Raw genomic sequence first — 12449 nt, 5'->3', positions numbered from 1 at the left:
GCAGTTCTCCTCTGCTTGGGGGCCGATCAGGGGCGTGATGTGACCGGTGCCAGCCACATCCCGACGATCGCGTCGATCAGCCCGGCCGCGGCGTCGTGCCAGCTCAGCCGTGGCGTGGCAGTGCCATCGGCGAGGGCGCGTTCGCGTTCGGCGCACATGTGGACCATCAGCTGGCGGGCCATGTCGCCGCGTTCCAGGTGCACGTCGATCGGCAGGTCGGGCAGGCAGCGGTTGAGCCCGTCGAGGACCCGCAGCAGCGACGGCGAGGTGAGCGCCTCGTCGATCATGATCTCGCGCAGCGCCGGGTCGGTCATCACCTGGGCGCCGAACCGGGCGAACCAGGTGGGGCTGTCGAGAGCGGCCAGGTGCTCGGTGGTGGGGCGCACCAGGCAGGCGACCCAGTCCCGCACCTCGGTGGAGCCCTCGACCTCGGCGGCCATCTCCAGCCGCAGCCGTTCGATCTGCTCGGCGTGCTTCCGCGCGATCGCCCGCACCAGGTCGGTCTTGGTGCCGAAGTGGTAGCCGACAGCGGCGTTGTTGCCCTGCCCCGCGGCCTCGCTGACCTGGCGGTTGGACACCGCGAACACCCCGTGCTCGGCGAACAGCCGTTCCGCCGCCGTCAGGATCTGCTCCCGCGTCGCGTTCACCCGGTCCGCCCGAACGGTCCTCCCGGCCATCGTCACCACCGCACCGGGAGTTCGCGCAGAACGCCGACGGCCAGTCCCTCGACCCGGTTCAGGTCCTCCACCGCGACGGCCAGTTCCAGAGTGGGAAGCCTCCGGAGCAGCACGTCGAGCACGGCCTGCAGTTCGGTGCGGGCCAGCGCCTGCCCCAGGCAGGAGTGCGCCCCGGCGCCGAAAGCCAGGTGGGGGTTCGGGCTGCGCCCGAGGTCCATCTCATCGGCGCCGTCGAAGGCCGTGGCGTCGCGGTTGGCCGCGGCCATGCTGCACACCACGGTCGTGCCGGCGGGCAGTTTGGTGCCGGAAACCTCGGCCTCTTCGCTGATGTACCTCGGCATGCCGAACCCGGGGTTGGCGTCGAACCGCAGCGCTTCCTCCACCGCCGTGCGCACCAGCGCCCGTTCGGCGAGCAGCTGCTCCCACCGCCGCCGGTCGGAGAGCAGCATCGCCACCATCTTGCTGATCATGTTCGCGGTGGTCTCGTGCCCGGCGACCAGCAGGCCCTGGCCGGTGGCCACGAGCTGCCCGTCGGTCAGCCCACGCCCTTCGGCGTCTGTGGCCGTGATGAGCTCGCTGAGCAGGTCCGCACCGGGGTCTGCCCGCTTGGTGGCGACGTGGGCGGCCATGTAAGCGAAAAACTCGGCCTGCGCCGCGTCGATCTCCTCCTGCCGGTACCGGGTCAGGTTGAGCAACGTGTCGGACCAGTACGCGAACTTGTCCCGGTCGCTGTCCGCGACGCCGAGCATGTTGCAGATGACCCACACCGGCAGCGGGAAACCCAGGCCCGCCTTGAGATCGGCCGGGGCGCCGCGCGCCACCATGTCGTCGATGAGGCGATCGGCCATCGCCTCGATCTCGGGCCGCAGCGCGGTCATCCGCCGCGCGGTGAACCATTTGGCGACCATCCGTCGCCACCGCTGGTGCCCCTCGCCGGTCTGGGGCAGCAAGTCGGCCATCGAGCTGTTGAACACCCCGCCCGATTCGTTGGCCGAGATCCGGGCCGCGCCGTCGGCGTTGAGCTGGCGGGTGAACCGCGGGTCGGACAGCACCTGTTTGACGTCCGCGTAGCGGGTGAGCAGCGCTGCCCCGTCCCCGCTGGGCAGCGTCACCCGCGCTACCGGGCATTCCTGCCGCAGTTGCGCCCACTCGGCCGGCGGCTCCAGCGCCGCCGTGCCGGGGATCGGGTAGCTCAGCGCTCGCTCGCTATCGACGTTGCCCGCCATGCATGCTCCTCCGGGTCGGTCGCCTGTCGGCGACCAGTTAACCGATTCCGCTGGTTTAGGTCAAGCAATTGATTTAATGTCTGGTCTCGCAGAGTGACCACCCACGCATGCCCTACGGAGGCCCCCGACCTGCCCAACGCCCCAGTCCAGCCCGTCGACACCGCGGTATCGAGCCCGCCGCGGTCCAACAGCGTCGTGGTGGTACTGGCCTTCAGCGGGATCGTGGTCTCGGTGATGCAGACCCTGGTGATCCCGCTGGTCCCCGTGCTGCCCGTGCTGCCCGCGCTGCTGGGGGCGTCGGCGGCCGACTCCGCGTGGGCCATCACCACGACGCTGCTCGCCGGGGCCGTTGCGACCCCGGTGGTGGGGCGGCAGGGAGACATGTACGGCAAACGGCGCATGCTGCTGACCAGCCTGGCGCTGCTGGTGGCCGGTTCGTCGGGTTCGCGATGTTCGCGATGTCCCTGGGCCTGCCGCAGCTCCTGCAGTTGCCCGCGGTCACCGGTTACGGCCTGGGGCAGACGATGGTCGTCGTGGGCTTGGTGATGGGGCCGTCCGGACTGGTGATGATGGCGATGGCGCCGCTGTCGCGCGCGTTTCGAAGGCCAAGGGCCCCAACGTGACCCTGGTGCTGGGCGCCGTCGTGGTCGCCACCGGCTACGGCCTGGGCATCGTGCTGATGTCCGGGGTCTGGCAGCTCGTGCTGGTCTCCAGCGTGATCGGGGCGGGCATCGGCCTCGCCTACGGCGCGATGCCGGCGCTCATCATGGCGGCGGTGCCGGTGGGGGAGACCGCAGCGGCCAACAGCCTCAACACCCTGATGCGCGCCATCGGCACGTCGGTCTCCAGCGCGGTCGCGGGTGCGGTGCTGGCCCAGCTGACGACGGCGTTCGGCGCACTGACGGTGCCATCCCGGGAAGGCTTCCAGGTGATCATGGCGATGGGCGCGGCAGCGGCCGTCATCGCCTTCGCGATCGCGGCCTTCCCGCCCCGAAAGCCGGCGATCAGCTGACCGCAGCGGTGGTCACGGGACCGTGAGTTTTGGGCAGCTATGGCAGCCCGACAGACGCACGGCCCCGGACCTGCGGAAACGGCAAGCCTGGCGCTGTGGTCAGCGGGGTTGGTAGAGGGCGCTGCCCTTGACGTAATCGTTCCAGGGGATCGTCCAGTCCGGGATGTCCCCGTCGGCCGTGGTCAGCGGGCGGTCGGAACCGACGATCTCCACCGGGTCGCCGATCTGCACGAAGTCGAAGTACCACTTTCCGTTGGCCGGCGACAGGTTCACGCATCCGTGCGAGACGTTGGCGACGCCTTGTTGCCCGACGGTGGCGGCGTTGACGTGCACGAATTCGCCGTTGTTCGAGATTCGCACCGCGTTGGGCAGGACCTCGTCGTAGTAGCCGGCTTGGCCCTTCTGCGGGCCTCCCCAGGTGTCCGAGCGCATCCGCGTCGAGGTGTGCTTCTCGAAGGCGACGTGGATGCCCGACTGGGTCGGGTAGACGCTCCTGCCGTAGGAGGCCGGGAACTGGCGGATCTGCTGGCCGTCCTGGAAGACGGTGAAGGTGTGGTCCTCGACGTTGCCGACCGCACGCTGGTCCCGTCCGACGAGGAAGCTGCTCTCGTGGTCGGCGGTTCCCATGACGCCGCCGCCGGTGTCCACGCCGTACAGCCGCGCGCGAACCCGGACGCTGGTTCCGGGTTGCCAGAAGTCCTTGGGGCGCCAGTTGATCTGTTCGTCGCTCATCCAGTGGAACGAGCCTTCGGTCGGCACCGACGGCTCGACCGACAGGCGGCGTTCGACGGCGGCCCGGTCGGTCACCGGCTTGCTGAAGTAGATCGACACCGGCATCGCGATGCCGACCGTGTCGCCGTCGGTGGGCCGGGTCCTCTCCACGGTGACGGTGTCCACGGGTGTGGCGGTGCGGAACGTCGAGTTCAGCGGGACTGAGGGCTTGCGGTCCACGTCCTCGGCCTGGGCCCGCACGTGATAGGTCTTGCCGAACTCCAGCGGCACCGTCGTGCGCCACCTGCGGCCGCCGTCGCTCAGCGAACCGGGCACCGCAGTTCCCCCGTCTGTGGTAATCGCGACCGAGGTGAGCGTGCCCTCGTGCGCGGAGACGACCAGAGGCTCGCTGGGGGCGATCTGGCCGGCCCGATCCGGTACCGAGGCCGTCACGCTCGCCACGGACGGCTTGGGTTCCGAGCACGAGGTCAGCGCGCAGGCGAGCACGCTTCCGACGACCAGCCCCGCTGTTGTGACCCGCATTCCGGCCCCCATTCCCGCAGCCATCCGACTCGACATCGGACACCACTGTCCGGGGCCGATGCGAATGTCTCAACACGATCATGCGGTCGTGAACGGCTAGGAAGTCCCTCACTTGCCGGGGAGGTGCTGGGGTTCCCACTGCCGAGCCTTGGTGCCGTTGCACTCCCAAAGTCGCGCCGCCGCGCCGCCGCTCCCGACGTCCATGCACTTCCCGAGCGCGCGGAGGGTGCCGTCACCGTGGTCGGTCCACCGCTGGGCTCCGGTCTGGTTGCAGGTCCACTGCCGGATCGGGGTGCCGTCCTTGGTGTCCGAGTCGGCGACGTCCACGCACTTGCCGGACAAGCCGACGATCGCACCCGTCGGCCCCGCCGGGGGCGGCGCGTCATAGGACGGCGGCGCGTCCGCCGGGGAGCTTCCCCAGGTGATGTCGGGCTCGTCGCCCAAGGCGAAGTCCAGCGTCCCGCCCGCCGCGACGAAATCCTCGCCGAGCCACGGTTTCCTGCTTTCGGTTCCGTTTGCTTTCAGGCCGTGCACGTACTTGGCGTTCTCGGCGGCACCTGGCGCGTTGATCGTGATCTTGGTGCCGTTGCCCCGGTCGATGACCACCGAGGAGAACAGCGGGCTGGCGAGCACCAACTCGGCCCGCCCCGGCGCCTGCGGGTACATGCCGATCGAGGCCCAGACCGCCCAGGACGACATCTGGCCGAGGTCGTCGTTGCCGACCTCGCCGTCCGGCGTCGACTTGAACAACTCCACGAGCGCGCGGCGGACGATGTCCTGCGTCTTGTGCGGCTGCCCGGCATATGCGTACGCCCACGGGGTGTTCAGCGTGGGCTCGTTGCCGAGGTAGGCGGTGGGCTCGTCGGGACCTCCGTTGAGCTCGGTGAAGAAGGCGTCCAGCCGCGAGGTGACCCGCTCGTCGCCGCCCATCAGGTCGAACAGCGCCCGGTGGTTGTAGGGGACCATCCAGGTGTACTGCGCGCCGTTGCCTTCGACGTACTCGTCGTGCTGCACGGGGTCGAACGATGGCCAGGAGCCGTCGGCGTTGCGCGGCTGGAGGTACTCGTTGCCGGGGTTGAAGAGGTTTTTCCAGTTCTGCGCGCGGGTCATGAACGCGTCGTGCACGTCCGCGGCTCCGATGCGGCCGGCCAGCTGCGCCACGGCGAAGTCCGCGCTGGTGTACTCGAGAGTGGTGGACGCCGATCCCCACACGCCGTTCACGCCCGGAGACACGTAGCCGAGCGAGTTGTACTGGTTGTGGCCCGCGCGTTCGCTGGGGTTCGCGGCGCCGTCGACCATCCTCTTGAGCGCCCCGGCTGCGTCGAAGTCGGTGGCGCCGAAGGCGTAGGAGCTGGCGATGATGATCGGCAGCGGGTCTCCGACCATGACACCGGTGCCGCCGTTGGCCACCGTCCAGCGGTCGAAGTACCCGCCCTGAACGGACTGGTTGAGCGCGGACTGCGCGATGTCGGAGGCGATGCCGGGTGCGATCAGCGCGACGAGCGGGATCTGCGAGCGGTAGACGTCCCAGCCGGAGAAGTTGGCGTACTGGGCATGTCCTTCGGTAGCCGCGTGCACCTGACCGTCGAACCCGGTGTACTGGCCGTTGGTGTCGCTGAAGACGTTCGGGTGCAGCAGCGAGTGGTAGAGGCCGGTGTAGAGGCGTCGGCGGTCCTCATCGGTGCCACCGCCGACGTCGATACGGCCGAGCATCCCGTTCCACGCGGCGCGGGTGCCGTCGCGGATCTCGTCGAAGCTCTTCGTGCCCTGCTCGGCTTCCGCGTTGGCCTTGGCGTTCTCCGCGCTGACGAAGGAGATTCCGACCCGGGCGACGACCGGGGAATCGGTGCTGGTGTCAAACTTCACGAACGCCTGCGCCCCGTCGCCGGCCCCGGAATGGGCGGACGACGGGCTGGCGTACTTGGTCGGCTGCGCGGCGATTCCTGCTGATGCGCCGGAGATCTGGGTGCGATTGTGGTCGACCTCGCCAGACTCGACGACTCCGGTGCTCGAGAAATCGCGGTCGAAGCTGGCGTGGAAGTAGACCTTGTACCGGTTGTCCGCCCCGCAGAACCCGCCGCTGTCGTTGTACCCGCTGATGGTGTTGGTGCCGATGGTCAGCGAACCGGTCGCGTTGTTGAACGCCTTGGCCGCGTCGATGGACAGCGCGGCTTGCTGCCCCTGCGGATAGGTGAAGCGGGCGATTCCGGAGCGTTGGGTGGCGGCCAGCTCCGCCTTCAGACCGTTGTCGAAGGTGACCCCGTAGGTGCCGGGTGCGGCGGATTCGTTGCTGTGGGAGAAGGTGTAGTTGTCCACCGGGCGATCGCCGAGGACGGGCATGAACGGGATGTTGCCGAAGTCCCCGCAGCCCGCGCCGGAAATGTGGGTGAGGCTGAAGCCGCGGATCCGGTTGTCGTCGCGGAAATATCCGCCGTGCTGGTAGGTTTCCGTGTCCGGGCTCCACTGCATCATGCCGAACGGGGCCACCGCACCGGGAAAAGTGTTGCCCGCGCCGCCGCCGTGGCCGAAGTCCGGACCGCCGGGCTTGGTGCCGACGAACGGGTTGACGTACTGCGCCGGATCGCCGGCCATCGCCGCGGTTCCGGCCGGCGCGGCTGCGGCAGCCGACGGCAGGGCGGCCGCCACAACCGATATTGCGAGCAGCGCGGTGAACCGGGATTTTCTGCTCGGCCTCAGATGAATTCGCCTTCTCGATTCGTTCATCATGCTCCTCTTCGGGAGGGATCGGGGTATCAGGCCGGGGCCGTGGCCACGCCGAGCACCGAGTCGGCCATGCCGTAGTACAGGAACCAGCGGTCCCGGAACCGGACCAGGCCCTCGCTGAACACGACGTGGTTGACCTGGCCGTTCTGCTCGTCGTCGGCGGTGGGGAAGATGAAGGGGCGTTCGAGGCGGGCGAGGGCCTTGGTCGGGTTCTGCGGGTCGATGAGCAGCTGCCCGCCGGAGTACTGCCCTTTCTGGTAGCCGCCGCTGCCGTCGGCCCGGCCGTTGTAGATCAGCAGCAGGCGGCCGTCGTCGGTCAGCACCGGTGGCGGGCCGGGCTCGATGAGCGATTTCTCCCACGGGAACACCGGTGTGGCAACGGGATCGTCGTTGCCAGGCGTCTCCCAGTCGAGCAGATTCCTCGACCGCGCCCAGAAGATGTTCGACTCGCCGAAGTACATCCGGTACCAGCCCTGGATCGGCACCGGTGCGATCGCACCGGACTTGTTCCAGGGTTCCGGCCCGTGGCCGGGATCGGGCAGGTTCGGGAACAGCGGGGGATGTTTCGCCCAGCGCACCAGGTCGGTCGAGGTGGCCATGCAGAGCAGCGCCCGCCGGCTGTCGTAGGCGGTGTAGGTCAGGTAGTACGTGCCGTTGATCCGCACGACTCGCGGATCCTCGCAGCCGCCCGGGATCTCCCAGGGCTCGGTGGGTGTGAGCACCGGTTCGGGATGGCGGCGAAAGGTCACGCCGTCGTCGCTGAACGCCAGACCTATGCAAGAGGTCTTCGCCGCGTTCTGCGCCCGGTAGAGCAGCGCGACCTGGTCCTCGACGAGGATCGCACACGGATTGTAGAGGTAGGCGGATTCCCATTCGTGGGCGGGATCCGGCCGCAGGATCGGATTGTGCGGGCTCTTCTCGAACGGCCCCAGCGGAAATGCCGCGGCGTTTTCCCGAGAGGCGGTGGCTTCACCGGAAAGCGGCGGAATCGCGGCTGCTCCGATCGCAGCACCTGCACCTGCCAGGAGCGCGCGCCGACGATTGATCGGGACGTCGTTTGGGCGTGGCAAGAGACCTCCCGTTGACAACGTTGTCTACTCGCAGATCGTTCCAACGTATCGAGCCACCCGGTCCCCGGCAATATCCGATCGGGTATGACAACGAGACAAGAATTGGGTACTGTCAGGCAGGACATGCACTTTCATCCTGCGTGATGTCCAGTTAGGACGAATTCGTGCTTCTGCTCTTCGCGGGGATTCCCTTTGCAAAGGCCGTCGGCCACGACGAGATCGCGTGCACGCACTGGGCGAGACCGGACTGGAACGCCGGGACGAAGAGCACGGCCGCCGCAACGGCCTTGATCGGGGAAACGTAGTGCGCAGACCCCTTGCTTTAGCTATGGGGTTATCGGGTGGGTTCGGTTTCGCTGACGGTCGTGGTGGATCATGACACCGGGCGGGTGGTGTGGGCCGCGCCGGGGCACGATTCCGCCACCGGTCGATTTCGCGCGAAATCGGCGCCTCCCCCCCAGGGCCCTCGCCGATTTCGCGCGAAATCGGCGCCTCCCCAGCGGGAGTGGCCCGGCTCTGCCTCGCCAGCCGCTGTGAAGCGAACGGCCTCTTTACATTGGCGACGCCGCCAGCCGCCAGCATGAGTTCTGTGAGCGGTTTCAGGCGCTATAGCACCGAAAAACACGCACGGCCCACCTCGGAACTTGGGCACCTCGACGACTACGCGCCCAGGTTGCACTGGTCTTCGTCTGAAGGAGCGCCCAAATAGCGCTGGTTGGAATCTCCCAGCTTTAGCTTTGGACCATCCCGGTCGGGGAGCCGCGGTGTCCACAGAAAAACGGTAGCTCCCGCCCGTGAAGACGAGAGCTACCGCGAACAGCAGGACTGCGTTGGGTTGAATGTGGTTTTCGGAAGGAATAGGGTCTCCCGGGACGTCAGGGCCTGATCACCAGCGACGGCCCCAGCGGCCCCAGCCGCCCCAGCCCCAGCCGTGACCCCAGCCCCAGCCCCAGCCCCAGCCCCAGCCGTGGCCCCAGCCCCAGCCGTGACGGTTGCTGAAGATTTCGCTGATCTTCATCGTGGTCCCCCGTTGATCGGTGGCGAAGCCCTGGACGGCCGGGCACTTCTGGAATGCCGAGGTGGCACGCTCGGGCGGAGAGCCCGATCGGTTCCGCCCTGATCCAGGCGTCGGCGTGTCGTCGGGTTTGCCGTGTTGTTTGGAACATCGTCCACGGTAGGGCTCGACGGCAGCGTGTAAAACGGGTCTTTCGCCCCGAGTGCGTTTTGTAGTTACCGGTCACGTTGTGCAGTCGGTCGAATATCCACTGCGGGTAAACCGATTTCGCGCACTGTCCCGGTCAACGATCGTCCGGGTGCCGGAGCGCGCGGGGGATGGATGCCGTGCCCCGCCGCGGAAAGCGGTCGGGAGTGCGGCTCACGCGCTGGCCGGCGAACCGGTGGCGGAACCGCGGCCGGCTGCGGGCACCGCGGGCCGGGCGGTGACCACGACCGGGCCGCCGCAATTCCAGCATTCCGGTTCATTGTCGGGCGAGGTTCGCCCCGCGACGTCGCAGCCGGGGCACATCCAGGCGGTCAGGATTACGTGACCGAGAGGGGCATGCTGGGGACGCATCGGCAGCCACCCATTTCTGATCGTGTCGGGTGCCGCCTGCACGTTGTGACTGCTCCGACGGGGTGCTCACACTTATGGGTGGAAATTATCGGCAAGGTTCGTACTCAGAGTCAATGGTGCCCCGTGTCACGCGGAAGCCGATCACCCGGCGAGCGGAGCTGCTTGTTCGGTGCGCCGTTCCCGCGCTTGACAGCGGACGGCACCCGGCGTCTCCTCGGTTCTGGGGCGCCGAGTCGAGTCGGTGCCATCGCCGCCGTAGGCGGCCGAAGGGCGAGAACGAGTTGGTCCACGGGGAAGGACCGGCCCAATCATGGCGACTTACGAGTACGACTGCCCTCGGTGCGGTCGCTTCGAGACGCATCAGCCGATCGGAACCGCATCGGATTCGCACGACTGTCCCGGATGCAGTCGACCCGCCCGGAGGGTCCTCTCCGCGCCGCATCTCACCACCGTGCCCAGGCAGTTCGCTGCCGCGCTCGAGCGCGAGGAACGAAGCGGCGCGGAACCGGAGGTGGTCACCGAGGTGCCGCCGGGGCGTCCGCGGCCTGCGCCGCACCCGGTGCTGTCCCGGCTTCCACGTCCCTGACTGATCCCGGGCACCAGTGGAGGTGTCACCGGTGGCATATGTGGGATTGCTCTACGTCGGCGCCGTGCTGTTCCTCAACGGCGTCATGCTGTTGGGCAAGGCGGATCCGAAGGCGATCGCCGTGTTCAACCTCTTCGTCGGCGGGCTCCAGGTGATCACGCCGACGATTTTGATCGGCACGCACCTCGCGGATCCTGTCACCATCCTCAGCGCATCGGGCATCTACCTGTTCGGCTTCACCTACCTCTACGTCGGAATCGGGCTGCTCGGCGACTTGGACAGCAGCGGCGTCGGCTGGTTCTCGCTGTTCGTCGCGATCATGGCGCTCGGCTACTCGTACGCGAATTTCCGCTTGCTCGGGGACAGCCCGTTCGGCGTGATCTGGTTGTACTGGTCATTTCTGTGGCTGCTGTTCTTCCTGTTGCTGGGCCTCAAGTTCGAACGGCTCACCCGCTTTACCGGCTGGGTCGCGGCGATCGAAGGCTGGGTCACCGGCGCGATCCCGTCGTTCCTGATCCTTACCGGCCACTGGCAGAACCCGAACGCCATCGCGCTGGCGCTACTGGTCTTCGGCGTCGTCGTATTCGTCGCGCTGTGGTTGTTCACCACCGGCGTGTGGTCGGTCCGGGGCCTGCGGTCGGGCACCCGGGCGATGTCCGCAGCGCGCCGGACGGCACATCAGTGAGGAGGATTCCCATGCCAGAAGTGGTTTTCAGCGTCGACCAGTCGAAGTCGATGCGGGAGCAGGCCGTGCCCGGGCACAACCGGTGGCACCCGGACGTCCCGGTGGCCGCGATGGTCCGTCCCGGCCAGGAGTTCCGCGTCGAATGCCGGGAGTGGACCGACGCGCAACTCGGCAACGACGATTCCGCCAACGACGTCCGGGACGTCAACCTGGACCTCACACACATGCTCAGCGGCCCCTTCGGTGTCGAAGGCGCCGAACCCGGTGACCTCCTGGTCGTCGACGTCCTGGAGTTGGGTCCGGTGCCGCAGGAGGTCGGCGAGGCTCCGGGGCAGGGCTGGGGTTACACCGGCGTGTTCGCGAAGGCCAACGGCGGCGGATTCCTGACCGACTACTTCCCGGACGCCTACAAGGCGATCTGGGACTTCCACGGGCAGCAGTGCACCTCCCGGCACTTGCCGGGGATCCGCTACACCGGCATCACCCACCCCGGCCTGATCGGTACGGCTCCGTCGGCCGATCTGCTGGCCAAGTGGAACCGGCGGGAGCAGGCGCTCATCGACACCGACCCGAACCGGGTGCCCCCGCTCGCCCTGCCGCCGACCGAGCCCGGCGCGCTGGCCGGCCAGGCCGAGGGCAGCGAGGCGCAGCGGATCGCCCGCGAAGGAGCCCGGACGGTTCCGGCCCGGGAGAACGGAGGCAACCAGGACATCAAGAACCTCACCCGCGGGTCGCGGATCTTCTTCCCGGTCTTCGTCGAGGGTGCGAAGCTGTCCATGGGCGACCTGCACTTCAGCCAGGGCGACGGCGAGATCACCTTCTGCGGTGCGATCGAGATGGGCGGCTTCATCGACCTGCACGTGGATCTGATCAAGGACGGCATGAACAAGTTCGGCATCAGCACCAACCCGTTGTTCATGCCGGGCAACGTCGAGCCGCGGTACTCGGAGTTCCTGTCGTTCTCCGGGATTTCGGTGGACCACGACACGGACACGAACCTCTACATGGACGCGACCGTGGCCTACCGCCGCGCCTGCCTCAACGGCATCGAATACCTCAAGAAGTGGGGCTACACCGGCGAGCAGGCGTACCTGCTGCTCGGATCGGCGCCCATCGAGGGACGGATCAGCGGCATCGTCGACATCCCCAATGCCTGCTGCACCCTCTACGTCCCGGCGGCGATCTTCGACTTCGACGTCCGGCCGAACGCGACGGGACCCGTGCGCGAAGATCGCGGTCAGTGCGCCGTCACGTCCTGACCACCGGCAGCGGCCCTGCGGGGCCGCTGCCCTTGCCAAGCAGCGGACGTTCGAGGAATTCGCGCACCTCCATCGGCCCGATCAGGTGTGGAGGTGGGCGGGCTGGCCCGTCATCTGCTCGACGTCGTGCTCGGCGGTCTTGAGCAGCCGGCGGGCCAGGTCGAACAGGGCTCGGGCGGCGGCCAGCTCGTCGCCGATCTCCGGGACGCTCCGGTCCTCGGGGTTGCGCCGCGCCGATCCCTTGCCGTGGAGGTCCCCGGCGGCCGGCGCCTGCAGCCGCGCCTCGGCGTGCGTGTGGTCGACGTCCTCGTCGAAGTAGACGTCGACGGTCCAGTGCTTCGTCGCAACCATCGCCGGTTCTCCACGTTCGTCCGGGAGCCGTC

Annotated in this window: 12 protein-coding genes; 5 read left to right on the top strand and 7 right to left on the bottom strand. The window is 68.1% G+C overall.

Going from position 1 to position 12449, the window contains the following annotated elements:
• Nucleotides 1-26: 26 nt before the first annotated feature.
• Nucleotides 27-677, bottom strand: a complete 651-nt coding sequence (locus ACRXBZ_RS01210; RefSeq protein WP_433877368.1) for a TetR/AcrR family transcriptional regulator — start codon at nt 675-677, stop codon at nt 27-29.
• Nucleotides 678-679: 2 nt separating this feature from the next.
• The gene (locus ACRXBZ_RS01205) at nt 680-1903 is read right to left on the bottom strand and encodes a cytochrome P450 (protein WP_433877367.1); all 1224 of its coding nucleotides are present in this window, start codon (nt 1901-1903) and stop codon (nt 680-682) included.
• Nucleotides 1904-1996: 93 nt separating this feature from the next.
• Between ACRXBZ_RS01205 and ACRXBZ_RS01200 the strand changes: the two genes are divergently transcribed.
• Nucleotides 1997-2449, top strand: a complete 453-nt coding sequence (locus tag ACRXBZ_RS01200; RefSeq protein ID WP_433877366.1) for an MFS transporter — start codon at nt 1997-1999, stop codon at nt 2447-2449.
• Nucleotides 2450-2522: 73 nt separating this feature from the next.
• Entirely contained in the window at nt 2523-2915 is a 393-nt protein-coding gene (locus tag ACRXBZ_RS01195) for an MFS transporter (RefSeq protein ID WP_433877365.1), read from the top strand.
• A gap of 99 nt (nt 2916-3014) precedes the next feature.
• Here ACRXBZ_RS01195 and ACRXBZ_RS01190 read toward each other — a convergent pair whose 3' ends face one another.
• From ACRXBZ_RS01190 to ACRXBZ_RS01175, 4 genes are all read right to left on the bottom strand, one after another.
• Nucleotides 3015-4205: a L,D-transpeptidase gene (locus ACRXBZ_RS01190; protein ID WP_433877364.1), complete on the bottom strand. Its 1191-nt coding sequence runs from the start codon at nt 4203-4205 to the stop codon at nt 3015-3017.
• 72 nt (nt 4206-4277) lie between these two features.
• Nucleotides 4278-6893, bottom strand: coding sequence for a GH92 family glycosyl hydrolase (locus tag ACRXBZ_RS01185; RefSeq protein WP_433877363.1), 2616 nt, complete (start codon nt 6891-6893; stop codon nt 4278-4280).
• A gap of 29 nt (nt 6894-6922) precedes the next feature.
• Nucleotides 6923-7963 carry a glycoside hydrolase family 130 protein gene (locus ACRXBZ_RS01180; RefSeq protein WP_433877362.1) on the bottom strand — a complete coding sequence of 347 codons (1041 nt, stop codon included), beginning with the start codon at nt 7961-7963 and terminating at the stop codon, nt 6923-6925.
• Nucleotides 7964-8849: 886 nt separating this feature from the next.
• The gene (locus ACRXBZ_RS01175) at nt 8850-8981 is read right to left on the bottom strand and encodes a hypothetical protein (protein ID WP_256413603.1); all 132 of its coding nucleotides are present in this window, start codon (nt 8979-8981) and stop codon (nt 8850-8852) included.
• Nucleotides 8982-9846: 865 nt separating this feature from the next.
• Between ACRXBZ_RS01175 and ACRXBZ_RS01170 the strand changes: the two genes are divergently transcribed.
• From ACRXBZ_RS01170 to fmdA, 3 genes are read left to right on the top strand one after another with little or no spacing between them, the layout of a single operon-like run.
• On the top strand, nt 9847-10122 hold the full coding sequence (locus ACRXBZ_RS01170; RefSeq protein WP_433877361.1) for an FmdB family zinc ribbon protein: 276 nt from the start codon (nt 9847-9849) through the stop codon (nt 10120-10122).
• A 31-nt stretch (nt 10123-10153) separates the two neighbouring features.
• Entirely contained in the window at nt 10154-10807 is a 654-nt protein-coding gene (locus tag ACRXBZ_RS01165; RefSeq protein ID WP_246868601.1) for an AmiS/UreI family transporter, read from the top strand.
• 11 nt (nt 10808-10818) lie between these two features.
• Nucleotides 10819-12066 carry a formamidase gene (gene fmdA, locus ACRXBZ_RS01160; protein WP_433877360.1) on the top strand — a complete coding sequence of 416 codons (1248 nt, stop codon included), beginning with the start codon at nt 10819-10821 and terminating at the stop codon, nt 12064-12066.
• Nucleotides 12067-12147: 81 nt separating this feature from the next.
• Here the strand turns inward: fmdA and ACRXBZ_RS01155 are convergent, their stop codons facing one another.
• Nucleotides 12148-12417: a DUF1876 domain-containing protein gene (locus ACRXBZ_RS01155; RefSeq protein ID WP_168589030.1), complete on the bottom strand. Its 270-nt coding sequence runs from the start codon at nt 12415-12417 to the stop codon at nt 12148-12150.
• Between the last annotated feature and the right edge of the window lie 32 nt (nt 12418-12449).

Source organism: Saccharopolyspora hattusasensis, assembly GCF_050972075.1.
Classification (GTDB): domain Bacteria; phylum Actinomycetota; class Actinomycetes; order Mycobacteriales; family Pseudonocardiaceae; genus Saccharopolyspora; species Saccharopolyspora hattusasensis.
Note: the sequence above shows the minus strand (reverse complement) of the source record. Positions and strands in the feature narration are given on the sequence as shown.